The sequence below is a fragment of the Rhodococcus sp. 14-2483-1-2 genome (genome assembly GCF_002259405.1).
Taxonomy (GTDB): Bacteria; Actinomycetota; Actinomycetes; order Mycobacteriales; family Mycobacteriaceae; genus Rhodococcoides.
Genome location: NZ_NPFW01000013.1, coordinates 1 through 23,938 on the forward strand (window position 1 = coordinate 1; position 23,938 = coordinate 23,938).

At 65.1% G+C, this 23,938-nt stretch carries 19 protein-coding genes; 12 read left to right on the forward strand and 7 right to left on the reverse strand.

The window, feature by feature from the left end; all coding sequences use genetic code 11:
* From CH295_RS11105 to CH295_RS11115, 3 genes are all read left to right on the forward strand, one after another.
* Nucleotides 1-253 (forward strand): citrate/2-methylcitrate synthase (locus tag CH295_RS11105; protein ID WP_288143184.1); only part of this gene is annotated, 253 nt, incomplete at its 5' end.
* 36 nt (nt 254-289) lie between these two features.
* Nucleotides 290-1,042 (forward strand): IclR family transcriptional regulator, encoded by a 753-nt coding sequence (locus CH295_RS11110; protein WP_094740972.1) that lies wholly within the window; start codon nt 290-292, stop codon nt 1,040-1,042.
* 67 nt (nt 1,043-1,109) lie between these two features.
* Nucleotides 1,110-2,285, forward strand: coding sequence for a 4-hydroxybenzoate 3-monooxygenase (locus tag CH295_RS11115; protein ID WP_094740710.1), 1,176 nt, complete (start codon nt 1,110-1,112; stop codon nt 2,283-2,285).
* Between the two features lie 79 nt (nt 2,286-2,364).
* Here CH295_RS11115 and CH295_RS11120 read toward each other — a convergent pair whose 3' ends face one another.
* From CH295_RS11120 to benA, 6 genes are all read right to left on the reverse strand, one after another.
* Nucleotides 2,365-3,612: a benzoate/H(+) symporter BenE family transporter gene (locus tag CH295_RS11120; RefSeq protein ID WP_094740711.1), complete on the reverse strand. Its 1,248-nt coding sequence runs from the start codon at nt 3,610-3,612 to the stop codon at nt 2,365-2,367.
* Entirely contained in the window at nt 3,609-4,958 is a 1,350-nt protein-coding gene (locus CH295_RS11125; protein WP_094740712.1) for an MFS transporter, read from the reverse strand. Before CH295_RS11125 ends, CH295_RS11120 begins: the two co-directional genes overlap by 4 nt.
* A 152-nt stretch (nt 4,959-5,110) precedes the next feature.
* On the reverse strand, nt 5,111-7,798 hold the full coding sequence (locus tag CH295_RS11130) for a helix-turn-helix domain-containing protein (protein WP_094740973.1): 2,688 nt from the start codon (nt 7,796-7,798) through the stop codon (nt 5,111-5,113).
* Between the two features lie 60 nt (nt 7,799-7,858).
* The gene (gene benC, locus CH295_RS11135) at nt 7,859-10,579 is read right to left on the reverse strand and encodes a benzoate 1,2-dioxygenase electron transfer component BenC (protein ID WP_094740713.1); all 2,721 of its coding nucleotides are present in this window, start codon (nt 10,577-10,579) and stop codon (nt 7,859-7,861) included.
* Nucleotides 10,580-10,610: 31 nt separating this feature from the next.
* Nucleotides 10,611-11,150 carry a benzoate 1,2-dioxygenase small subunit gene (benB, locus tag CH295_RS11140; RefSeq protein ID WP_037187472.1) on the reverse strand — a complete coding sequence of 180 codons (540 nt, stop codon included), beginning with the start codon at nt 11,148-11,150 and terminating at the stop codon, nt 10,611-10,613.
* Between the two features lies 1 nt (nt 11,151).
* On the reverse strand, nt 11,152-12,537 hold the full coding sequence (gene benA, locus CH295_RS11145; protein WP_094634057.1) for a benzoate 1,2-dioxygenase large subunit: 1,386 nt from the start codon (nt 12,535-12,537) through the stop codon (nt 11,152-11,154).
* Between the two features lie 206 nt (nt 12,538-12,743).
* On the opposite strand from benA, the gene CH295_RS11150 reads away from it, so the two are divergent.
* The 9 genes from CH295_RS11150 to CH295_RS11190 all read left to right on the forward strand — a co-directional run bounded on the left by CH295_RS11150 (nt 12,744) and on the right by CH295_RS11190 (nt 22,861).
* Complete coding sequence (locus tag CH295_RS11150) at nt 12,744-13,673, forward strand: LysR family transcriptional regulator (RefSeq protein WP_094634058.1); 930 nt, start codon at nt 12,744-12,746, stop codon at nt 13,671-13,673.
* Nucleotides 13,670-14,773: a mandelate racemase/muconate lactonizing enzyme family protein gene (locus tag CH295_RS11155; RefSeq protein ID WP_094634059.1), complete on the forward strand. Its 1,104-nt coding sequence runs from the start codon at nt 13,670-13,672 to the stop codon at nt 14,771-14,773. The genes CH295_RS11150 and CH295_RS11155 overlap by 4 nt, the downstream gene beginning before the upstream one ends.
* Nucleotides 14,774-14,816: 43 nt before the next feature.
* On the forward strand, nt 14,817-15,683 hold the full coding sequence (gene catA, locus CH295_RS11160) for a catechol 1,2-dioxygenase (RefSeq protein ID WP_094740714.1): 867 nt from the start codon (nt 14,817-14,819) through the stop codon (nt 15,681-15,683).
* A 5-nt stretch (nt 15,684-15,688) separates the two neighbouring features.
* Complete coding sequence (catC, locus tag CH295_RS11165) at nt 15,689-15,973, forward strand: muconolactone Delta-isomerase (protein WP_094634061.1); 285 nt, start codon at nt 15,689-15,691, stop codon at nt 15,971-15,973.
* A gap of 3 nt (nt 15,974-15,976) precedes the next feature.
* Nucleotides 15,977-16,894 carry an AraC-like ligand-binding domain-containing protein gene (locus CH295_RS11170; protein WP_094740715.1) on the forward strand — a complete coding sequence of 306 codons (918 nt, stop codon included), beginning with the start codon at nt 15,977-15,979 and terminating at the stop codon, nt 16,892-16,894.
* Nucleotides 16,895-17,053: 159 nt separating this feature from the next.
* Nucleotides 17,054-18,562: a GMC family oxidoreductase gene (locus CH295_RS11175; RefSeq protein ID WP_094740716.1), complete on the forward strand. Its 1,509-nt coding sequence runs from the start codon at nt 17,054-17,056 to the stop codon at nt 18,560-18,562.
* A 48-nt stretch (nt 18,563-18,610) separates the two neighbouring features.
* The gene (locus tag CH295_RS11180) at nt 18,611-20,074 is read left to right on the forward strand and encodes a benzaldehyde dehydrogenase (protein ID WP_094740974.1); all 1,464 of its coding nucleotides are present in this window, start codon (nt 18,611-18,613) and stop codon (nt 20,072-20,074) included.
* A 99-nt stretch (nt 20,075-20,173) separates the two neighbouring features.
* On the forward strand, nt 20,174-21,658 hold the full coding sequence (locus CH295_RS11185) for an amidase (protein ID WP_094740717.1): 1,485 nt from the start codon (nt 20,174-20,176) through the stop codon (nt 21,656-21,658).
* Between the two features lie 120 nt (nt 21,659-21,778).
* Nucleotides 21,779-22,861: a GGDEF domain-containing protein gene (locus CH295_RS11190; protein ID WP_094740718.1), complete on the forward strand. Its 1,083-nt coding sequence runs from the start codon at nt 21,779-21,781 to the stop codon at nt 22,859-22,861.
* Nucleotides 22,862-22,884: 23 nt separating this feature from the next.
* Here the strand turns inward: CH295_RS11190 and CH295_RS11195 are convergent, their stop codons facing one another.
* A complete protein-coding gene (locus tag CH295_RS11195; protein ID WP_170945867.1) occupies nt 22,885-23,937 on the reverse strand; it encodes an NAD(P)H-binding protein in 1,053 nt (350 codons plus the stop codon).
* Nucleotide 23,938 lies beyond the last annotated feature (1 nt).

Below are 23,938 nucleotides of genomic sequence, written 5' to 3' on the forward strand. Positions count from 1 at the left end.
GCGCGAACGCCGCCCCGATCGCGCCATCGAGACCAACGTCGAATTCTGGGCCGCGGTGATCCTCGACTTCGCCGAGGTGCCCGCGCACATGATGCCCGCGATGTTCACCTGCGGACGTACCGCAGGCTGGTGCGCACACATCCTCGAACAGAAGCGCCTGGGCAAGCTCGTCCGCCCGGCCGCCCTCTACACCGGCCCCGAACCCCGCACCCCCGAGTCCGTCGACGGCTGGGTGGCGCGAAACCCATCCTGAGCGGGAAGTTGGTGGTGTGGCGCTATCGTCGTGCTGATGGCTGGGAACGTGCGGAATCCCGGGGCCTCTGTGGCCTCGCGTCTGTTGGCGTTGCTGGCCGTGTTCGACGAGAAGACCCCTGCGCTGACACTGACCGAACTGGCCGAGGGTGCCGATCTGCCCGTTGCCACCGCGCATCGTCTGGTGCGTGAACTGGTCGATTGGGGCGCGCTCGTCCGCGGCGACGACGGCCGCTACGTGGTGGGACGCCGACTGTGGACGTTGGGATTGCTGGCGCGGGATCAAGCCGATCTGCGAGAGATCGCCTCGCCGTTTCTGCACGACATCTACGGCGCGACCCTCGCCACGGTGCATCTGGCCATCCGCGACGGCGACGAAGTTCTCTATCTCGACAGGTTGGCCGGACACGCGTCGGTACCAGCGGTCAGCCGAGTCGGAGCTCGCCTGCCTCTCTATGCGACCGGAGTCGGCAAGGTGTTGTTGGCCTACGCCCCCCGCGAGGTGCACGATCGCGTGCTGAGGAACCTGGCCCGCATCACCCCGTACACCGTCACTCATCCGGGGAAGTTGGACGTCGAACTACGCCGAGTGCATCGTGAGGGGTATGCGCAGACGGTCGAGGAGATGACGTTGGGGGCGTGTTCGGTGGCCGTACCGGTCCGCGGCGAGGGCGAGAGTGTGGTGGCTGCGCTGGGCATCGTGGTTCCGAGCATCGGCCGTGATCGAGCCAGAATGGTTGCCGCTCTGCAGGTTGCCGCCCGAGGAATCGAGCGAAGCCTGCGGGGGTGAGAGGAAGCTTTTCACTGAGTGGAAACTCCGCCTTGTTCGCGGCCAGAACGCGCGGTGTACTCGATGCATGCGTACACAGGTCGCCATCATCGGTGCAGGGCCCGCGGGTCTGCTGCTGTCCCACCTGCTCGGGGAGCAGGGAATCGACTCCGTTCTGATCGAGTCGCGCACACAGGAATACGTGCTCTCCCGAATTCGCGCCGGCATTCTCGAACATTCGACGGTCCAGTTGCTCGACGAGCACGGCCTCGGTGAGCGGTTGCATCGCGAAGGCCACGAGCACCGCGGAATCTACCTGCAGTGGCCGGAAGAGCGGCACCACATCGACTTTCGCACCCTCGTCGATCGAAGCGTATGGGTGTACGGGCAGACCGAGGTCACCAAGGATCTCGTTGCCGCGCGCGAGAAGGCCGGTCAGCAAATCTTCTACGACGTCTCCGATACCGCGTTGCACGACGTCGAATCCGAGTCGCCGTTCGTGACGTTCACCGACGCGTCGGGAACCCCGATGCGGATCGACGCCGACGTCATCGCCGGCTGCGACGGTTCCTTCGGGCCGAGTCGGGCAGCGATGCCGGATTCGGTGCGCAACAACTGGGAACGGGTGTATCCGTACTCCTGGCTCGGCGTACTGGCCGACGTCGCGCCGTCGACGGACGAGCTGATCTACGCCTGGCATCAGGACGGATTCGCGATGCACTCCATGCGATCGTCGACGGTCAGCCGGCTGTATCTGCAGGTGCCCAACGGAACCGATATCGACACGTGGTCCGACGAGCGAATCTGGGATGCGTTGGCCACCAGGCTCGGTCACGGCCAGGACGGGTGGACGCTCAACCCGGGGCCGATCACCGAGAAGAGTGTGCTGCCGATGCGTAGTTACGTGCAGACCCCGATGCGACACGGGAATCTTTTCCTCGCCGGAGACGCCGCGCACATCGTTCCGCCCACGGGCGCAAAGGGTCTCAACCTCGCGGTGGCGGATGTGGCAATGCTTGCGCCTGCATTGGCGGCATTGCTGAAACAGGGCGACGCCGACAAAGCGAATGCCTACAGCGACACCGCCCTTCGTCGCGTCTGGCGCTGCACGCACTTCTCCTGGTGGATGACGACGATGCTGCATACCGGCGACGACCCCTTCGATGCGCAACTGCAACTCTCGCAATTGAAGTGGGTGGCCTCCAGCGAAGCGGGTGCGATGGGACTGGCCGAGAACTACGCCGGATTGCCGATCGGATTCTGACCCCTCTGGAGTGCCGAACTCGAGGTTATGGATGGAATCTGCCCGGAATCCATCCATAACTTCGAGTTCGGCGGGAAATTCACTTGCGACGATCCAGGACGTAGGTGACCGCGACGCCGGCGACCAATCCCCAGAACGGAGCACCGAGGCCTCCGACGTCGGTGCCGGAGATGGTGACCAGCAGGGTGATCAGGGGCGCGAGCACCGGGCGACCGGTCGGGTCGGAGAATGCAGCCGTGAATGCACCGCGCAGTGCCTCGAGCATGGCGAGGCCTGCGAGTGCGGCGATGAATGTTGCGGGTACCACGGCCAGGCCACGCACCAGTAGCGGAGCGAGCACACCCACCACGATGGCCAAAGCGCCGCAAGTGATTCCGGCGATGTACTGCCGCGACCGTTCGCCGACGGCAACGAGCAGCGCGTTGGTCGGGCCGGCAAGACATGTCGACACCGCACCCAGTGGAGCCACCAGAAGTGACCAGACGCCGCAGGCGATGGTGACGACGGTCATCGGGGGCCGATGGCCCGCGGAGTTCAGGACGGCAGCGCCCTGACCGTTCTGTACTGCGACCACGGTGATGGCGAGCGGTATGACCAACTGCGCCATTGCTGCCCCACTGAACGAGGGCGCAACGAGTTCGGGCAGACCGATCAGGGGTAGTTCTGTTGCGGGGCCGCTCACTCGGGTATAGCCGCCGGTGACCGCAAGAGCGGCGAGACCGGCGGCCAATGCGGCGAGTACCGGGGGAATCCGTCTCGACCACGTATCGGATCGCGTCAGGGCCAACCACGCCACGACCATGCTGCCTGCGACGAGCACGTGGGACGAAACAGACTGTACGAGTCCGGTTCCGAACGACAGGAAGGCGCCGGCCACCATCGCCATCACCACGCTGTGCGGGAGGAATGCCATCAGTTTCGACACGACACCGGTGGCCCCTAGGACGATGATGAGCACCCCTGTGGCGAGGTACGCCCCGACGACTTCCGGCCAGGTCAGCGAGGCCAACGACTGACCGACCAGAACGGTGCCCGGAATGGTCCAGAAGAAGCTCAGCGGCATCCGGTAGGCCCAGCTCGCCACCACGGTCAGGATGCCGTTGAGCACGAACACCCCGAACACCCATGACGCCGTCTGCGCGGCGGTGAGCGAACCGGCTGTCGCGGCACCGATGATGACCGCAACGGGCCCGGTCGCGCTGAACAGAACACCGGTTGCACCCGCGCCGACGTACTGCCCGCCGAAGTCGGCGCGCAGAGCACGCAGACCGGGCGGGCGACGGTCGGGCAGTTCGTTCGAGGTGAGACGCTCGAAAATGTCGGTCATTCAGCCACTTTCACTGGCTCGCTCGGTTGTGGATCGGATCGGCGCAGGGACCGAACAGCGGGAACGGCGGTGGTGACGAGAGCTCCGAGCACGGCCACGACCGCAAAGATGTAGAACGCCGTGGACGACGCGATGCCGGCACCGAGCAAGATGCCGCCGAGCAGGGGCCCGAGGATGCCGCCGAGACGCCCGAATCCGGCGCACCATGCAACACCTGCGGCGCGGGCGGTGGTGGGGTAGTAGTTCGAGACGAATCCGTAGATCAACACCTGGGTACCGATGGCACCGATGCCTGCACCTGCCACGGCGACGAGCAGGACTCCGAGTGGGAAGTTCAGCGTCAGCAGAACCAACGACAGCGCGGCGAGACAGAACGTGACCGCAATGACGCGTTGCGGTCCGGTCCGGTCGGCGACACGGGATGCAGTCAGACCGCCGACGATGGCACCGCCGTTGAGGACCAACAGGAACGACAGTGATCCCTTCGCGTTGTATCCGGCCTCGGACATGATCTGTGGCAGCCAGGTGTTGAGGCCGTAGGTCAGCAGAAGACCGGAGAAGCTCATCAGTCCGAGGAGGGCCGTCGGGCGCAGCAGTGGTTTGCGGGCCAGTGCGGCGAACCCGACGCGATCGCCGGCGACGACAGGCTCGGCCTCGGGCATCGGAATGCCGGTCCGAGCGCAGATCTGCTGCGCATCGTCGACGCGTCCGTGTGCCAGGAGCCACCGTGGGGACTCCGGCATCCGCAGCAGGGCGAGGGGGAGCAGTACGACCAACGGGAGTGCGCCGATCCAGAACAGCCCGCGCCAGCCGATCGAATCCTGCAGGGTGATCGCGGCCAGTGATGCCAGCACACCGCCGGCCGGAATGCCGCTGTAGACGATGGCATTGAACAGGTTTCGTCGTCCGGGCGGTGCGAATTCGGCAATCATGGCACCGACGGTGGCGACGAGTCCGCCGACTCCGATGCCGGTCAGGAACCGGAGAATGCCGAACATCGTGATGTTCTGCGCCAGTGCGGTTGCCGCCATCCCGACCGAGAACCAGACGATGCACGTCAACATCGTTCTGCGGCGACCTATCCGATCACCGAAGGCACCGGCTGTCAGTGCCCCGACCATGACTCCGATCAAGGCATAGGAGCCGAGTGCGCCTGCGGTTTCCGGATCCAGCGCGCCCAGCTGGGCGGAATCGGCGAGCAGAGTCGGCAGTACGGTGCCGTAGACGACGAGGTCGTAGCCGTCGAAAACAATTGCTGCAGTGGACAGTGCGACGATCCACAGCACGCTTCGGCGGTGTCGGTCGCTGGCCCAACTGGTGGTGGCGGTGGAGTCCGGTGCAGTCATCGGGGATCCTTTTCGGTCAGGGAGTACCGCAGGGAAGCTGAATCGGCGCTGACGGCCGAGCGGGTGAGACAACTGTCGCAAACTGTGTGCCGTGTCACACCAGGGCTTTGCCTAGTGCTTACCTTGACATTGCGAAACTTGTTGTGCTCCAATCATGTTGTCGAGGATTCGTCGGCCGAACGGGCAGCGGCCAATTCGGCCCTGGAACGGATGCCCATCTTGGCGTACACCCTGGTCAGGTGAAACTGAACGGTCTTGACCGACAGGAACAACTCGGCTGCTACCTCACGATTGGTCATTCCTGTGGCGACCAGGCCGGAGACAGCGTCTTCCTGCGGGGTCAGAGCATCGTGTGCGCGGTTCTTCAGAACAGCATGCACGCCACCCGCTTTGAGTTCACGGTCGCACCGTCGAACGTACGTGGTGGCACCCAGTGCGAGATAACCCTCGCGTGCCGCGCTGACGACGGCATCGGCCTCGCGCCTCTTGCCGGCCCTGCGCAGTGTCTGCCCGTAGGCGTAGTTGACTCGCGCGCGGTCGTACGTCAGGGGCAGCGGTGCCAACGAGGCGAGTGCATCCTCGAACGATGCTCGGGCAGAGTCGAGATCGCCCATCGCGCCGTGCAGCCGGCCACGAGCGCACGCCAGGCGCGCGTGTGCCGAGCGATGACCACGATCGCGCACTCTCGCCTCGTGCGGAATCAAGAATTCGTCGGCCTGCTCCAGTCGGCCCTCGACTATCAGCGCATTGGCGTACACGTCGGGCCACGCCCAGAAACCGGGCTCGGACACATCGGCGTGAGCCCACTGCTCGGTCAACGGGGCAAGGGCGCGGAGAACTCCGGCGTAGTCGGCTTGCGCCTCCGCGATGGCGGCTCGGCCGAGAGCCGCTGGCACGCGCATGATCTCGTAGTCACGAGCGCCGGAATCGCCGCGGTGTGCGCTGGTCGCAGCGGCCTCCCAGTCTCCGCGGAGTGCGTGGATCTGCGAGGCGGTCCACTGGAGCAGAGGAACGATCAATGCGGCTCCGGAACGGTCGGCCAGGTCGGAACCCGCTGCGACCAACCGCAGGGCCGCATCCCACTCGCCGGTGACGAAGTAGGTGCGCGCCAGCCAACCGTGTGCCCACAACGAGATTCGGGTCGAACCACCGAGAAAGTCGGTCGGTGCTGCGGCTTCGAGTTCGGAGCGTGCGAGATCGATGTGGTCCGTCGCGAAGTGCAACCAGCCTGCGCCCATCTGCACCCGTTGTCCGACGGCCCCGGTGCTCGCGTGGCCCCACAGATCCCGATAGCTGCTCAGTGCTTCGGCGACCCGGCCGGTGCCCGCCAGGCCGAGACCACGAATGGACTGCGCCTCCACCGCTGTTGCGTGGTCGGCTCCGACGAGTTCGACTGCGCGATCGGCCCACAGCACGAGGTTGGCACCGTCGCAGCGCGCCAGATTGTGCAGTACCTGCCGATGGCAGATGACGGCAGCGACCTCGGGCTCGTGCCGCGTCCGTACCAGCTGCCAGGCCCGGGTGAGTCGAGCTTCGGCCTCGTTGGGGCGGCCGCGCAGTATTGCCAGATAGCCGAGAACGGCATTGCGAGTCGGGGTCTCGCGCAGGCTTTCGATCTCGGCGAGGTAATCCGAGGCAGTGCGCATGTCCCCGGCACCGATCAGTGCATCCACCGCGCGAACCAGACGATCCTCGCGTGCGTGCGGTTCCTGGGTGGACCTACTCGACAGCAGGTAAAGGCGTGCTGCCGTTGCCCATTCGCCTATCCCGGCACGGGTCGCGGCCAGGGCGTCCAAGCGGTCCGACAGCAGCGGATCGGGTAGTGGCGACGCTTCGACCAGGTGCGCCAGCCGATCGGCCGGGTCGGCCTCGGCTGCGGCGGCAGCTCGATGTACCTGTGCGCGCTCGACTCTGCTCATCGTCGCGAGCACCGCGGCTCGGACCGCTGGATCGTGAACCTCGAGGATGGTCGCCGCGGAGCTGCGTCGGACGGTCACCAGTGCGAACTGTTCTGCGAGATCGACAGCAGGCCAGGGATCGTCGATGCCGGCGACCTCGCACACCGTGGTCAACGGTCGGCCGTCTTCGAGAACGGCGACGGCCGACACCAGACGTCGAGCTTCGTCCGTGCAGAGAGCGAGAGTGGTCCGAACGTCTGCCTCGACGAAGGCGGGCGCAGGGAGGTCGGGTCGAACACCCTTCCAGCTCTCGCGCGGCACCTCGTCCAGCAGCGCCAAGACGTGTCGAGGACGTCCACCGGTGTGACGTGTCAGGTGAGCAGTCGAGGACGGTGACAGGATGATCCCCTGTAGTGCGGCGAGTTCGGCAACGGCCGACACCGTCATTGCCGGTACGGCCAACGAGAGGTCGGCGGCGCGATCGAGAACCCGATGGGCCTCGATGTTGCCCTGGGGCAGTGGTTTTCGGGTACACACCACCGCCAGGCCCGCTGCTCGGTGGTGTCGGACCGCGGAGGCGAGCGCACGGAGCGAGTCCGCGTCGGCGTCGTGCGCATCGTCGATCAACAGAAGTGTCGGACGATCCGGAGGCAACGCGTCGGCGATTCGATTGCCCCACTCGACCGCGTCGGAACTGTCGGCACGGCTTCCGGGTACGAGTTGGGTGACGAGGCCGAACGGGAGCTGTGCTTCCCACGGCACCGCACCGGTGCGCTGCACTTCGGCGTCGACTGTCCGCTCCAGCTCGCGCAGAATCGACGATGCGCCGATGCCCGCCGGGCCGTTCAGCACCACAAGAGCCGATGCCGTCGCGGAGGCGTCGACCGCCCGAACCAGGACGTCCAGCAGTTCACCGCGGCCGATCAACGGTGAGGGGGACATGACGTCACCGTATCCGCGGCGGAAGAGTGCGTCCGGCGATCGAGCCAACACGGTCATCACTCAGCCCGGGTCGCCGCCGGCCACCGGGAGCACGGTGCCGGTGATGTACGACGCCTCGTCGGAGGCGAGGAAGCAGATTGCTGCGGCTTGCTCGTCGAGTGTTCCGTAGCGCTTGAGCAGAGAGGACTCCACGGTCTGATCGACGATGGCCTGGTACCAGTTCTTTTCCTGCTCGGTCGAGGGCGCAGGGCCACGGGCGACTCGTCGCGCCGGTGCGTCGGTACCCCCGGGGGCGGTGGCAACCACTCGAACACCGTGCGGCGCTGCCTCGAGGGCGAGTGTGGCGGTGATCGCGTTGACGCCGCCCTTCGCTGCGGCGTAGGGGACCCGGTGGATGCCGCGGGTGGCGACCGAGGAGACATTGACGATGGTGCCGCCGCCGCGTTCGATCATGTGTGGGATCACGGCACGGCATGACCACAGCGTCGGGAACAGTGACCGGGAGATCTCCTTCTCGATCTGTTCGGGCGGGTATTCGGCGAACGGTTTGGCCCAGATGGTGCCGCCGACGACGTGAATGGACACGTCGACGCGTCCATGTGCCGCGAGTGCGGCGTCGACCACCGATGACGCGCCCTCCCAGGTTTCGAGGTCGGCGATAACGGGTGTGGCGTCGACACCGTCGTGCCGAAACTCCTCGGTGAGCGATTCGACCAACTCGGACCGGTCGGCCAGGATCAGTGATCCGCCTTCGGCTCCGATGCGCCGGGCGACGCATTCGCCGATGCCCTGGGCTGCGCCGGTGATCAGCACGACCTTGCCGGCGAACCGACCAGGGCTGACGAACCTGGGGCGCTTGTTCGACCGGGATTCGTGCATGGCGCGTTTCATCGTCGCTTTCGAGCGGTCGGCGTGATCGGCGATCAGCGTTCGGGCGCGCTCACGGTCCCCGGCCTCGAACGCGTCGACGATGTCGAGGTGATCTTGGGCGCACAGCGGATCACACCAGGTCGCGTTGCGCAGCACCTCCTCCATCGCAGCCTTGACCCCGAGGGCCCGATAGGCCTGCAGCAGATGCTCGTTGCCCGTCTGGGTGAAGAGGTAATCGTGAAAAGCGGCATTGGTCTCGGTGTACGCGGCGGCATCGACGAACCGATCGCCGTCGACGTAGCGGGTGGTGGTCTCGGCCAACAGCCGGTATCCGGAGATCTGCTGCGAGGACAGTCGCCCGATCACGAGTTCGAGGGCACCGAGTTCGAGGGCGCGCCTGGCCTCGAACACCGCGTCCGACTCGTGCACGGAGGGATGTTCCTCGCCGATCTCGTACCCCGAACTCGAAGCAGACACCGGGGGAGCTTCGGAACTCCGCACGACGAGCGGCTGGATATCTCGTGAGGACCAGATGCGTTGCGCTGCAACGGAGTGTGCCTCCGGAGTCAGGACCAGGTCTGAGCCCTCGTCCAACCCGCCCTGGTCGGCCGTCGAGCCGACCACGGCGACGCGCTGACCTGCGATCGCGCGCATGGTTTCCGCCTCGTCGGACGCAGAGAAGCCCGTGTCCCGCTTGTGCAGGGGTTCCTTCACGCGACTTCCGAACACCGCTCGTCCGAAGATGCTCCTGCCATCGAGAGCGGGTTCGAGATCCGCCGACGCCGCAGGAACGACGTCGGCATCGGCCGTGGCGACTGCCGCATCGATGGTCGATGTCCGGTCGTCGTTCGCCAGAACCTCTGTCGCAGAATCGGTGTCGTCGTCGAGACTCTCCTTCGCAGCTGCCGAGGACGGCGCGAACTTCTCGTAGTAGAAGCCGGTCGGTTCGATTCCGGCCTCGGTGAAATGCGTTCTGACGGCCTCGACCATGGGAGGCGGACCGCACAGGTAGACCGCGACATCGCCGCCGTTGAGGTGTGCGTCGTTCAACAGGGTAGTGACGTACCCCTTGTTCGCAGCGGTGGTCGAGGGGTCCGAGACACAGTGATCCCACGTGAATGCGTCCAATGTCGAGGCCAGGCCAGCGAGCTCGTCCAGCTGGACGACGTCGTCGTCGGTGCCGACGCCGTACACGAGATGCACGGAACGAGTGCTGGATTCGGCCGCCATGGTGCGCAGTATCGACAGGATCGGAGCCAACCCGGTGCCGCCGGCCAGCAGCAGTGCAGGTCGCTGGGCCTCGCGCAGAAAGAAGCTACCGTGTGGGCCGGTGAACGAGATCTTGTCGCCCACGGCCGCCGTGTCGCTCAGGTAGGTGGACATCAGTCCGCCCGGGGTGAGCTTGACCAGGAATTCCAACTCGTCCGATCCGGAGACGCAGCTGAAGGAGTAGGACCGGGTTTCCTCGGAGCCGGGGACGGTGATGTTGACGTACTGGCCGGGAAGGAAGGCGAGCGTGCCACCTGCCGGTGCCTCGACAGCGAGCCTGACCGTCGTGGGAGTGAGTTTCTCCACGGCGGTCACGACCGTGTCATGTCTTGCCGCTTGGGTTTTCGCCACCGCCGAGGTGCTGGCGATCTGCAGCACCAGATCGGACGTGGGCTTCATGCTGCAGGGCAGGCAGTAGCCCTCGTCCGATTCCGACTGCGAGAGCGCGTCGTCGAGGTAGGTACCGCCGTCGTACTCACCCGATTCGCACAGAGCCTTGCAGGTTCCGCACGCGCCGTCCCGGCAGTCGAGAGGGATGTTGATCCGCGAGCGGTACGCGGCGTCGGCGACGGTCTGTTCGTCCTCGCACGTGATGAAGCGGGTGACGCCGTCCTCGAAGGACAGTGCGACGGAATGACTCACGATGGAACTCCTCGGGATTACGGCAGGTCGATCAGAAGTGATAGATGTCGACGACGTGGTGGATGTAGTCGTTCTTCAGCACCACGGTCTTGCGCCGGATGAGTGGCGAGTCGCCGGAGAAGTCGATCGTGTAGAACGAGGTTCCGTAATACGGATCGATGGTCTTGTACCGGAAATACATGGTGTGCCAGTTGAATCGGACGTCGACGATATCTCCTCGACGTTCGATGACCTCGACGTTGCTGATGTTGTGACTGGTCCGCGGCTCGGGTATCGATGTGGCACTGGAACGTTCGGTACGGATGCGGAACACGCGGTCTTCCAGGCCACCCTTGTTCTCGTAGTAGATCAGCGAGATGTCGGTCTGAGGATCCTCGGTGAGCAGGTCGTTGTCGTCCCAGCAGGGCATCCAGTATTCGACGTCGTCCGCGTAGCATGTGAGCCACTTCTCGAACTCGCGATCGTCGAGGTAGCGCGCTTCGCGGTAGAGGAACTGCTCGATGGAGGACTGGGTGATCAGCCGAGCCGGGGCGGTCTGCCGGCTGTCGGTGTTGTCGACGGTGGCAGTCATGTCAGACCTCCTGTGCGGCAGTGGGTGCGGAATCGGCTGCGCGCTGCTTGTCGAGAGCAGCGAGCAGTGTCGTGCGCCAGTAGCCGTGTTGAACGGGGAACAGGCCCTCGTCTTCGTTCTTGACACCCGCCGAGATGACACCGGGCATGTCGAGTGCCTCGGCCACCGGATCGGGTCCGGTGAGCCAGTGCTCCGCGCCGCGGCTCATGTCGTTCCACGGCGCATTGGTCGCCTGGAACGTCAGCTGGCACGAGCGGAACTCTTCCAGGTCGTCGGGGGTCGCCATGCCGGAGGCGTTGAAGAAGTCCTCGTACTGCCGGATGCGATGTGCGCGAGCCTCTTTGCTCTCACCCTTGGGTGCGATGCAGTAGATGGTGACCTCGGTCTTGTTGGGCGCGATCGGCCGGAAGTGCCGGATCTGCGTGCTGAACTGATCCATCAGGTAGACGTTCGGGTACAGGCACAGGTTGCGTGAACCCTTCACCATGAATTCGCCCTTGGCGTCGCCGAACTTCTCCTTCAGCGAGTCCATCTGGTCCCACAGCGGGCGGTCCTGAGGGTTGGCCGCCCAGGTCCACAGGCAGAGATGGCCGTTGGGGTAGGACCAGTAGCCGCCGCCGGACTTGCCCCAGCCACCTGCGTCGAGCGCCTTGGTGGTGTTCTTCGATTCGCCGTTGTTGCGGCGCGAGGTGGTCGCGGCGTAGTTCCAGTGCACGGCGCTGACGTGATAACCGTCGGCACCGTTCTCCGCCTGCACTTTCCAGTTTCCGTCGAAGGTGTACGACGAGGACCCGCGCAGAACTTCGAGGCCCTCGGGAGACTGGTCGACCAGCATGTCGATGACCTTCGTCGTGTCACCGAGGTGCTCGGCGAGGGTCGAGACATCGTCGTTGAGGCTGGCGAAGAGGAAGCCGCGGTAGCTCTCGAAGCGAGGGACCTTGGTGAGGTTGTGCGAACCGTCGACGTCGAACGTGTCGGGGTAGCCGGCACCGTCGGGATCCTTGACCTTGAGCAGAGTGCCGTCGTTACGGAACGTCCAGCCGTGGAAGGGGCAGGTGAGCGTGGTGCGGTTGTCGGTCTTGCGTCGGCACAGCATCGCACCGCGGTGCGCGCAGGCGTTGATGAGGCAGTGCAGTTCACCGTCCTTGTCGCGGGTGATCACGACGGGTTGACGGCCCATGTGCACGGTGAAGTAGTCGCCGTTGTTCGGGAGCTGACTCTCGTGGGCGAGGTAGATCCAGTTGCCCTCGAAGATGTGCTTCATCTCGAGCTCGAAGACCTCCTCGTCGGTGAAGATGCTGCGGTTGGCGCGGTAGATGCCCGCCGCGACGTCGTCGATCACCGCGCTGTCGATCGTGTTCTGTACGTGATCCAGCATGTCGGTCATATCGGGTTCCTCCAGGCGCTTCGAGTTCGATTACAAGCGACTGTGTCAGGGAGTGGTCGCCGTCACACCAGGGCTTTGCCTAGGCCCAACCTGGGTGACCATTGATCGCTGTTGCTTATCAATCAGTCGAAAATAGGTCTTTGTCAACGATGGATTCCATCCCTACTGTGGTCAGGGTCACCCACCATGCACAGAGAGGCTCGGTCATGGAACTTCGGCACCTCTACCACTTCGTAGCCGTTGCCGAGACTCGGCACTTCGGGCAAGCCGCTACGAGGTTGCACCTGGCTCAGCCGGCGCTGTCGCAATCGGTGCGTCAGTTGGAGGCCGAGTTGGGTGTGACGCTGCTGGCCAGGACGACCCGTCAGGTGAGCCTGACTCCGGCCGGGGAGTTCTTCTATCGAGAGACGCTGCGCAACCTGGACAATCTCGAGCAGAGTGCGCGGGGAGTGCGCAGGATCGCCGACGGCCGATACGGACTGGTGCGCATAGGTTTCACCGGCACAGCTGCCTTCGACCAACTGCCGCCGATCGCACGCGCGATCAAGCAGAGGCTGCCCGGCATTGCCCTGGAAATTCACGGGGACCTACTCACCCCGGCGCAGGTGGACGGTCTGCGCTCGGAACACCTGGACATAGCGGTGCTACGTCCTCCCGTTGCGGGTGACGATCTGGTGTTGCGCACGATCACCACGGAATCGTTGGTGCTCGCGTTGCCCGTCGATCACCGGTTCTCCACCGAACCGGCGCTCGACGTCGCCGATCTCGCCTACGAGGACTTCGTCATGTACGCCGACACGCATTCGGTGGTCAACGAAGCCGTGGTGACGAGCTGTCGCGCTGCGGGCTTCAGCCCGAGGCGCGAGCACGAGGCCCCGGACACCTCGGTGTTGCTCGCGCTCGTCGCGGCCGGATTGGGCGTGGCGTTGGTTCCCGAATCCGTCCGCGCTCTGCAGTTGAACGGCGTCGTGTTCCGCGACATCGCCGGCGCGAGCACTATCGATCTGGCGTTGGCCTGGTGCCGAGATCGGCCGTCGGCACTCGTCGATGCGCTTGTCGGTGCCCTCGAGGACGCAGGAGTGCTCCCTCGACTCGAACCATCCGTACCGTTTGCTCAGCCGAAGGACATGTCATGAAGATCGTCGCAGTCGAGGCTGTCCCGTATTCGATCCCCTACCGGAAGCCGCTGAAGTTCGCCAGCGGTGAGGTTCACGCGGCCGAGCACGTACTCGTTCGGGTTCACACCGACGACGGTGTGGTCGGTATCGCCGACGCTCCGCCCCGGCCCTTCACCTACGGCGAGACCCAGCGTGGAGTGGCTGCGGTGATCGAGACCCTCTTCGCGCCCGCAATCGTCGGCCTCACCCTCGTCGAGCGCGAGGTGGTACACGCGAAAATGGCTCGTACCGTTGGCAATCCGGTTGCGAAGTCGGCAGTGGACATGGCCATCTGGGATGCCCTGGGGCAGACCCTCGACCTACCCGTCACCGAATTGCTCGGCGGATACACCGACCGGATGCGAGTGAGCCACATGCTCGGGTTCGATACGCCGGCTGCGATGGTCGACGAAGCCACCAGGATGCGGGAGACATACGGAATCGAGGTCTTCAAGGTCAAGGTCGGCCGTCGGCCCGTCGACCTCGACACAGCAGTCGTACGTGCTCTGCGAGAAGGACTGGGCGACGGCGTCGAACTCTACGTGGACGGCAATCGAGGCTGGACCGCCGCCGAATCGGCGCGTGCCATGAAAGAGATGTCGGATCTGGGGCTCACTCTCGCCGAGGAACTGTGCCCGGCCGACGACGTCCTCGGCCGCCGCTGGCTCGTCCAGCAACTCGACATCCCCTTCGTAGCAGACGAATCCGCGACCACCCCGGCCGAAGTCACCCGCGAAATTCTCGGCGGATCGGCGACCGCGGTGAGCATCAAGACCGCCCGCACCGGATTCACCACGTCGCAGCGGACCCACCACCTGTGCGAGGGCCTCGGCGTCGACGTGGTGATGGGGAACCAGATCGACGGACAGCTCGGCACGGCCTGCACGGTTGCCTTCGGCGCGGCGTTCGACCTGACATCGCGTCGAGCAGGCGAGCTGTCCAACTTCCTCGACATGAGCGACGACCTGCTCACCGAGAGTCTCGAGATTCGCGACGGTGCGCTCGGTGTCCTGCCGGGATCGGGACTCGGCGTGCGCATCGACCCGGACAAACTCGCGAAATACCGCACCGACCAGTGATTTTCAGCCTCCGATAACACGTACCAGACACAAGGAGTTCACCATGAGCATCGACCACGCAGCAACGACAGACCTCCCCGCCGAGGTGGCAACAGCTGCCGCGTCGGGTGCGAACGCCACCCAGCGCTTCACCTCCGACAAGCAGGCCGCTGCCGACACCCCGCCCGAACGCGTGAGTCTGCTCGCCCGTCAGGTGATTTCGGCAATCTACGACACGGTCCGCGAACACAAGGTCACCTACGAGGAATACAACGCCCTCAAGGCATGGCTGATCAACGTCGGTGAGACCGGGGAGTGGCCGCTCTTCCTCGACGTGTGGGTCGAACACGTCGTCGAGGAGGTGGCCGGAGAGTCGCGTGAGGGCAGCAAGGGCACGATCGAGGGCCCCTACTACGTTCCCGATGCCCCCGAACTCGGTTCCGCGGCGATCCTGCCCACCCGCGATGGGGAGAAAGGCACCCCACTCCTGTTCAAGGGGCAGGTGCGCGGCGTCGACGGTGCCGCGCTGCCGCATGCGGTCATCGAGATCTGGCATGCCGACGCCGACGGCTTCTACTCTCAGTTCGCACCCGGCATCCCGGAGTGGAACCTGCGCGGCACGGTCACTGCAGATGATCAGGGACAGTTCTGGATTCACACCATGAAGCCCGCGCCGTACCAGATTCCGACCGACGGAGCGTGTGGAAATCTGATCTCCGCGGCCGGGTGGCACCCGTGGCGTCCGGCGCACCTGCACCTCAAGGTCGCGGCAGCAGGACACCAGCAGATCACCACCCAACTCTATTTCCCCGGTGACGCACACAACGACGACGACGTCGCGAGTGCGGTCAAGCCCGAGCTCATTCTCGACCCGAGCGATGTCGACGGCGGACAGGAAGTCACGTACGACTTCGTTCTCGACAAGGCCTGAGCGGCATGCTTTTTGCAGTGAAGATGGACGTCGCGCTCCCGCAGAATCTCGATGCGGACGTGCGAACCGACACTCTCGCACGGGAGAAGGCCTACTCGCAGCAGTTGCAGCGCGACGGCGAATGGGTGAGCATCTGGCGACTGGTGGGCCAGTACTCGAATCTGAGCATCTTCGACGTGCGAGACAACGAGCGACTTCACGAGATTCTATGGAATCTACCGCTGTTTCCGTACATGAGCATCGACGTGACTCCGCTCGCCGGGCACCCTTCGGACATCTCCACGGGGTGAATCGTGTCCTGGCAGGGTGAGCAGTGGCGGTACGAGCTCGGCGATGTGTTCGCCGGGCTCGTACCCGAGCATATCGACGATCGCCCGTTGACCGGGTCGATCGAGGGCGTCACGATCGGTGAGCTGGGCACGTTCGAGGTCGGCGGTTCGCCGCAGACGGTGCGACGAACGCGATCGGCTGTGCGCAGACGACCCACCGATGCGGTGAAAGTCTGTGTGCAGCTGCAGGGTCGGGCTCTGGTTCGCCAAGGCGACAACGAACTGGCTCTTCGTCCTGGACAGTTCGGTCTCTACGACACCCGAAAAGCGTACGATCTTCGACTCGAGGGCGAGTGGCGTTGTGCGGTGATGGTGTTCCCTCCCGACGCGCTTCGGCTACCGCAGAAGTTGATCGATGCCGCGATGCAGCGCCCGCACGACATCGGTGCCGGTCCCGGCGCTGTACTCGAGTCCTTCGTACGAGCGGCACTGGGACAGACGGAGAAGGACTCGGTCGATCCCGGCTCGGCTCTGCGCTTCGCCGATGCCGGTCTCAGCCTCATCGGCAGTGCCCTGACCGTCGACGCGCACATCGACGTCGAGGGACCGGGAGAGCAGGCGAGGAAACTCGCCGTCCTGACCTACATCGAGCAGCATCTCCTCGACCCCGGTCTGTGTCATCACTCCGTCGCGGCCGCGCTGGCGATGTCCTCGCGTAGCCTCGACAGGCTCTTCGTCGGCGAAACCACAACTGTCACAGCAACTATTCGGGAGATGAGGCTCGACGGTGCCAGGCGAGACCTCCTCGCGTCCCGAGCAGTGAGGTCTACCGTCGGCGCTGTGGCCGCCCGCTGGTGCTTCTCCGATGCAGCGCACTTCAGTCGCCTGTACAAGCGCAGATTCGGCATCAGTCCAGCTGCGGAACGTTCCGCACTTCGCTGACCTCGATTCTGCGAACATATCTGTCCAACAACGGATCCGGCGATATTCGGCGGATATCGACAAGAACTGTGTCGGAAATCGTCAATCGCGTCGTCGGCTCGCTGCGCACACTGGAGGCCTACCGGTGTGGGGCCGGTCACTTCGAAGGGATTGAAGACGATGGACGAAGCATTCGATTACGTGATCGTCGGTGGCGGATCCGCCGGCTGTGTACTCGCGTCACGACTCAGTGAAAACCCGGATGTGACAGTGTTGTTGCTCGAGAGCGGTGGCCGCGACGATCACCCGGACCTCACGGTGCCGCCCGCCTGGCCGTCACTGTGGGGAACCGATGTCGACTACGCCTACGACACGGTTCCGCAGCCGTGCGCCGGAGGCGCTGCGCACAATTGGCCCCGCGGGCACACCCTCGGCGGCAGCAGTTCCATCAACGCCATGGTCCACCTCCGAGGTCACCGCAACGACTTCGACACCTGGGCACAGGTCGCGGGTGAATCATGGTCCTACGATGCAGTGCTGCCGTACTTCATGAAGTCCGAGACGGTGATCGGCGCGGACGCCAAGGTTCGCGGCGACAAGGGTCCGTTGCGTCCCGCACCGTCGTCCTCGCCGAACCCGGTGTCGCAGACCTTTCTCGATGCGGCGGCCGAGGCCGGCCATCCGATCACCGACGACTTGAACGGTACCGAGCAGGAAGGTGCAGGGTGGCACGATCTGGCCATCTCGGACGGTGCTCGTCTCAGCGTGGCTTCGGCCTATCTGGCACCCGTCGAAGCGCATCGACCCAACCTGACCGTATCGACCGGATCGAGGGCGCAGTCCCTCGTCGTCGAGGACGGCCGCTGCGTCGCGGTGAGGTACCGACGTGACGGGGAGTCGATGACGGCGTCGGCTCGGCACGAGATCGTTCTGAGCGCCGGTGCCGTGGATTCACCACGATTGCTGCTGCTGTCCGGAATCGGACCGGCCGAGGAACTTCACGAGCTGGGCATCGCCGTCGTCCATGATCTGCCCGGTGTGGGACGGAACTTGCACGACCATCCCCTGTGCAGCGTCGTCTACGAAGCAGCGCAACCGATTCCGCCTGCGTCGACCAATCACGCCGAGGTGTCCATGCTGTGGCGCAGCGACGACGAACTCGACGGTCCGGACATGCAGTTGATGTTCATCCACGTGCCGTTCCATCAGCCGTCCCTGGTCGCTCCGGAGAACAGCATCACGTTCGGTGTCACCACTGTGCCCGACAGTCGCGGCAGTGTCCGATTGGCATCGGCGGATCCGGACGATCTGCCCCTGATCGACCCGGCCTATCTGACCGAGACCTCGGACGTGGATCGTCTGGTCGACGCCATTGCGGTGGCCCGCACGATCGCGGCGACCGACGCATTCGCCGCGTGGGGTCTGACCGAGGTACTTCCCGGTGCCGAAGTCGAATCCGATGCAGCACTGCGGGATTACATCGCCCGTGGCACGGGGACCTACTACCACCCGGTGGGTACCTGCGCCATGGGAACAGGCCCGGATTCCGTCGTCGGTCCGGACCTTCGGGTACACGGTATCGACGGCCTGCGCGTCGTCGACGCATCCGTGATCCCGAGGGTCGTGTGCGTCAACACCAATGCTGCGACGGTCATGGTCGCCGAGAAGGCTGCCGATCTGATCGGCTGAGCTGCAGAGTATTTCGAGACAACGAGTACGAGAGAGAAGAGAATGGGCATGAGCAACACTCTGTTGGGTACCGACTGGAACGGCCAGATCTACAGCGGCGGTTGGCGTACCGGTGGTGGCGGGACCACGACCACCGTCGAGCCGGCGACCGGTGCGAGTTTGGGCGAGATCGGTCTGGCGAATGCCGCCGACGTCGACGACGCCGTGGCCAGGGCTCGCGCTGCGCAACCGGCGTGGGCGGCAACACCGGGACACGAGCGTGCGGCCGTGATCCGAGAGGTCGCCAAGGTGCTGGAGGCCCACCGCGGCGAGTTCGAGGAATGGCTCATCCGTGAGGGCGGGTCGGTACCGGGGAAGGCCGCCTTCGAGGTCGGACTAGTGTTGAGCGAACTGTGGGAAGCGGCGGCGCTGCCCACCCAGCCCTACGGCCATCTGTTGCCCACCAGCGAGGCCGGGCGTTCGAGCGTCGGCCGTCGCGTGCCGATCGGCGTCGTCGGTGTCATCAGCCCGTGGAATTTTCCGCAGATCCTGTCGATTCGCGCCGTGGCTCCTGCTCTGGCCCTCGGCAATGCCGTCGTCCTCAAGCCCGACGTGCAGACCGCGGTATCCGGCGGGGTACTGTTCGCGCGGCTGTTCGAGGAGGCCGGAGTTCCGGAGGGCCTGTTCCACGTGCTGCCGGGTGACGCCGAGCCCGGGGCCGCGGTGGCCGAGCATCCGGGCATCGGCATGGTCTCGTTCACCGGATCCACGGCTGTCGGCCGAAAAGTCGGTGAGGCAGCAGGCCGCACGCTCAAGCGCGTCTCCCTCGAACTCGGTGGCAACAACGCACTGATCGTCCTGGACGACGCCGATCTGGAAGCAGCCAGTTCCGCAGGCGCGTGGGGATCGTTCCTGCACCAGGGGCAGGTGTGTATGACAGCAGGCCGACATATCGTGCTCGAGTCCGTCGCAGACGAGTACCTCGATCGCCTTGCCGCTCGGGCGAAGAACCTTCCGGTGGGTAACCCGTTCACCGAGCAGGTAGCACTCGGACCGCTGATCAACGAGACGCAGCTGAAGAACGTCGACCGCATCGTCTCCGAGACCGTGGCGGCCGGAGCGGAGGTTCGCGCCGGCGGCAAGCATCGCGAATTGTTCTACGAGCCAACCGTTCTCGCGGGAGTCACGTCGTCGATGGCGGCCTTCCGGGAAGAGATATTCGGGCCGGTGGCCCCCGTCGTCGTGGTGCGCGACGAGCACGAGGCGGTTGCCGTCGCCAACGACACCGAATACGGTCTGGTGGCCGCGATCCAGACCGGATCGGCCGATCGGGGCAGGCATCTGGCCGACCGCCTGACCACAGGAATCGTCCACGTCAACGATCAAACCCTCAACAACGACGCGTACGCGCCCTTCGGGGGAACCGGGGCCTCGGGCAACGGCGCTCGATTCGGAACTCAGAGCAGTTGGGACGAGTTCACGCAGTGGCAGTGGCTCACCGTGCGAGACCACGCGCATACGTTCCCGTTCTGAGACCTGCCGAACTCGCAGTTGTGGAGAGGATAGGCCCGGAATCCATCCATAACTGCGAGTTCGACACCCGGTGGCGGTGCTGGGAATTAGGCTGACTTCATGCGCATCGACGAGTATCGACAGCACGACGGTCTCGGCCTGGCGAAACTGGTGGCCGACGGCGAGGTGACGCCCCGGCAGTTGCTCGATTGTGCTCTGGCGCAGGCCGAATCGGTCGATCCATCGCTCAATTCCATCGTGCGACTCATGTCGGAGCAGGCGAACGAGCAGGTGACAGGAACGCTCGAGGGTCCGTTCGCGGGCGTACCGTTTCTGATCAAGGACCTCTCGCAGGACTATGCCGGGTTGCCCACTGCGAGTGGATCTCGTGCGTTGCGGGATCTGCCGATGCCCGAGCACGCAACGGTGGTGCAGCGCTGGCTCGACGCCGGCCTCGTCATCTTCGGCAAGACCAACACCCCGGAGTTCGGCGCGAAGGGAATCACCGAGCCGACGGTGTTCGGTCCGGCACGAAATCCGTGGGATCGCAGCAGAACTCCCGGTGGTTCCTCGGGCGGGTCGGCCGCCGCGGTCGCTGCCGGCATCGCCGCGGTGGCAGGGGCGAGCGACGGCGGGGGTTCCATTCGCATTCCGTCGTCGTGCTGTGGACTCGTCGGACTCAAGCCCGGCCGTGGGCTGGTGCCGTCGGGTCCCACCTTCGGCGAGGCGATGCACGGAGCAGCCGTGAACGGAGTGGTGTCCAGATCGGTACGCGACACCGCCGCGATGCTCGACGTGCTGGCAGGCGGGGAGGCGACGTCCGGCTACCTGCCGGCCCGTCCGGAGGGCAGCTTCCTGTCTCTGACGAGCAAGGACCCGAAGCCTTTACGTATAGGTATGTATGCGGTGACGTCGGTGAATCCGACGCCGGATCCGCAGGCCGTTGCCGCGATGGAATCGGCTGCGAGAACCCTGACCGACCTGGGCCACACCGTCGAACTTCTCGACGCCCCGCCGTACGACGACGCGAGCCTCAACCGAGAATTCCTGTTGGCCTGGTTCACCTACCTGGCCTACGAGTTGGATGAGGTCAAGCGTCGAACCGGTTGCGGTGACGACTCTTTCGAGCGCGATACGCGGATCATGGCGGCTCTGGGGAGATCCGCAGGAGGCGTCGACTACCTCCAGGCGGTGGAAGGCCGCCACGCGCACGTACGGGCACTGGCCACCTACTTCGAGACCTATGACCTGCTGTTGACGCCCACCGTTGCGGAACTACCGCCGAAAGTGGGCGCATTCGACCTTGCGAAGCCGCTGGAATTTGCGTCGGACTTGTTGTTGCGCAGTAGAACCGCTGGCTTGCTTCGGCACACCGGCATCGTCGATCAGATGATCGACGACAACATCTCGTGGATTCCGTACACCCAATTGGCCAACGTCACAGGGCGTCCCGCGCTGTCACTACCCGGGTACTGGACGCCGAGCGGTCTTCCGATGGGTGCACACTTCACCGCTCCGCTCGGCGGCGAGGGGTTGCTCGTTCAACTCGCGGGTCAATGGGAACGAGCAGCGCCCTGGTCGCACCACTACGACACCCTCGGGTAGCTCCGCTTCCACGGCCGTTGTTTCGAATCGTTCGAGAACTCCGTGGCTTACCATTGCCGCACAGCGCGGCACGTCCTCGACTCGGGCCGCTCGCACGCCGACGGAAGGCGATCGAATCCGATGCCTGAGCAGAGCCGTCGCGGTGTCGGAGAAGCCGAGTTCGCTTTCGCTACCCTCGCGCTGGAATCGACCGGCCAGCTGCGAGTGCTCAGATATGCGATCTGTGCGCTGTGCATGTCCATGGTGATTCTCGGTGTCATCGTGCAAGTGCATCCGCTCGGGCCCGAGGGACTCCTGGCGCGGTCGGTCCACGGCGCAGTGATGGCGTCCGCAGCGGTGGTGGGGGCGTGGTGGTTCCTGCGGCCGTGGCCTGGCTACCGCGCTGCCATCGCATTCGTCGCATGGGCGGACGTCAGCGTAGTCGTGGCCGCCGCACTGACCACGGGGTCTCCCGCTCGGTTGTGCGCCACCATCCACATGGGTTTGGTCGGCGTGTTCATCGCATTTCTACTGGGTTGGCGCATCTTGGCGGCGCACTGTGCTTTCGCCGGCGTCGTTATCGCAGGCTTCACCGTCTGGGGCGTGCAGACCGAAGATGTGGGCGTTTTCGATCTCTACATCTACTTCGCCCCTGCGCTGTCTTCGGTTGTGGTCCTTCCGCTGGTGATCCAAGCGATCCTCGAGACCGCTCGACGATCGATACGCGCGACCGCCGTCCACGCGCGCCTCGACCCGCTGACCCGACTGCTCAATCGACGAGGCATGTACTCGGCTGTCGACGAGAGACTTGCCGAAACTCCCACGCCACCCCTGATCGGAGTGGCGGTGATCGACGTCGACCGGTTCAAACTGCTCAACGACCGTGGTGGACACAGCCTGGGCGACGCGGCCCTACGGTCGGTCGCCGACCGGCTCAGGACGGCGATCGGACCGACGGACGTGGCCGCACGCCTCGGTGGGGACGAGTTCGTCGCAGTCGTCTTCCCCGCGGATCGCGACGAACTCGACACTTTCGTCTCGGGCTGCTCGGTGTTGAGGTCGTTCGACCTCGATGGCATCGGCATCAGTACGAGTATCGGAATCGCCTGGACGCCGACCACCGATCGCCGGCTTCGTCTCGACGAACTACTGCACCGAGCCGATGCCGCCATGTACGACGCGAAAGAACGCGGGGGAGAAGTGTCGGTCGTCGATTTCGCCTAGTCGACGTACTCTCCCGAGCGCGTCTACCGCGTCGCCCCCAGCTGAGCCTTTCCCAGAATTCCCGACGGGCGTTGCCGCACACGGCCGTCCACGATGTCGACGACTCCGCCTGCCCACTCGGGATCGGTGTCGGCGGCAGCCTGGGGATCGGCGTGGGCATCGGTGCCCTCCTCGGCGGTCACGGTGATCGAACGCTCCAGGGCCTCCCGGACGCTCATCAGTGACGTACCGGGCTCGGCGAACACCTCCGTTGCCGCGTTCCCACGGCGCACCACCATGTCGTGGGTGAGGCTGTCCACCAACGAGATCACCGTGCCCGGAGGCATGGCGGTGATGGTGGCGACGGCACGCCCCACCAGGCCGGTCGGCAACAGCGGAACCGGAATCTGTACGCGACGCAGACCGGCAACGCTGCCGTACGCCTTCAGCAACTCCGGGTAGCTCATCGTCTCGGTTCCGCCGATGTCGAACGTTCCCGGGCGTGCGGTGTCACCGAGGGCACGGGCGATGATGGCGACCACATCGACGACGGCGATGGGCTGCACCTGTCTGCGCATCCAGGTCGGGATGGGTGTGAGGGGCAGACGCTCGGTCATCCGTCGCACCAGCTCGAAGGAGGTCGATCCCGAACCGAGAATGATCGCCGCCCGCAGCACGGTGGCGTCGACGGAACTGTCGAGGAACGTCTCCTCGACCTGGAGGCGAGAACGCAGATGATCGGACAACGGGGTGCCGTCGTCGGGGATGAGGCCGGAGAGGTAGACGATGCGGCGCAGGCCGTTGCGCTCCGCGGCGGCGGCCATGGACTGCGCGGCGTGGCGATCCTTCTCGACGAAATCGCCCTCGTCCATCGAGTGCACCAGATAGACGACGGCGTCCACATTCTCGGTCGCGGTGTCGAAGGTCTCGTGATCGTCGAGGTCGAAGTGCACCGCGGTGACGTGAGCGCCCCACGCGAAGCGCGACTTCTTGCTCGGATCGCGCATGGCAGCGTGCACGTCGTGCCCCTGCTCGAGGAGCACGGGGATCAGCCGAGACCCGATGTATCCGGTTGCGCCGGTGACCAGCACTCGCATG

What these genes read in the sequence shown, in the direction of transcription:
- CH295_RS11110 (WP_094740972.1), top strand. Translation starts at nt 290, where the DNA reads ATGGCTGGGAACGTGCGGAATCCCGGGGCCTCTGTGGCCTCGCGTCTG.
- CH295_RS11115 (WP_094740710.1), top strand. Translation starts at nt 1,110, where the DNA reads ATGCGTACACAGGTCGCCATCATCGGTGCAGGGCCCGCGGGTCTGCTG.
- CH295_RS11120 (WP_094740711.1), bottom strand. Translation starts at nt 3,612, where the DNA reads ATGACCGACATTTTCGAGCGTCTCACCTCGAACGAACTGCCCGACCGT.
- CH295_RS11125 (WP_094740712.1), bottom strand. Translation starts at nt 4,958, where the DNA reads ATGACTGCACCGGACTCCACCGCCACCACCAGTTGGGCCAGCGACCGA.
- CH295_RS11130 (WP_094740973.1), bottom strand. Translation starts at nt 7,798, where the DNA reads ATGTCCCCCTCACCGTTGATCGGCCGCGGTGAACTGCTGGACGTCCTG.
- benB (WP_037187472.1), bottom strand. Translation starts at nt 11,150, where the DNA reads ATGACTGCCACCGTCGACAACACCGACAGCCGGCAGACCGCCCCGGCT.
- benA (WP_094634057.1), bottom strand. Translation starts at nt 12,537, where the DNA reads ATGACCGACATGCTGGATCACGTACAGAACACGATCGACAGCGCGGTG.
- CH295_RS11150 (WP_094634058.1), top strand. Translation starts at nt 12,744, where the DNA reads ATGGAACTTCGGCACCTCTACCACTTCGTAGCCGTTGCCGAGACTCGG.
- CH295_RS11155 (WP_094634059.1), top strand. Translation starts at nt 13,670, where the DNA reads ATGAAGATCGTCGCAGTCGAGGCTGTCCCGTATTCGATCCCCTACCGG.
- catA (WP_094740714.1), top strand. Translation starts at nt 14,817, where the DNA reads ATGAGCATCGACCACGCAGCAACGACAGACCTCCCCGCCGAGGTGGCA.
- catC (WP_094634061.1), top strand. Translation starts at nt 15,689, where the DNA reads ATGCTTTTTGCAGTGAAGATGGACGTCGCGCTCCCGCAGAATCTCGAT.
- CH295_RS11175 (WP_094740716.1), top strand. Translation starts at nt 17,054, where the DNA reads ATGGACGAAGCATTCGATTACGTGATCGTCGGTGGCGGATCCGCCGGC.
- CH295_RS11180 (WP_094740974.1), top strand. Translation starts at nt 18,611, where the DNA reads ATGAGCAACACTCTGTTGGGTACCGACTGGAACGGCCAGATCTACAGC.
- CH295_RS11185 (WP_094740717.1), top strand. Translation starts at nt 20,174, where the DNA reads ATGCGCATCGACGAGTATCGACAGCACGACGGTCTCGGCCTGGCGAAA.
- CH295_RS11190 (WP_094740718.1), top strand. Translation starts at nt 21,779, where the DNA reads ATGCCTGAGCAGAGCCGTCGCGGTGTCGGAGAAGCCGAGTTCGCTTTC.
- CH295_RS11195 (WP_170945867.1), bottom strand. Translation starts at nt 23,937, where the DNA reads ATGCGAGTGCTGGTCACCGGCGCAACCGGATACATCGGGTCTCGGCTG.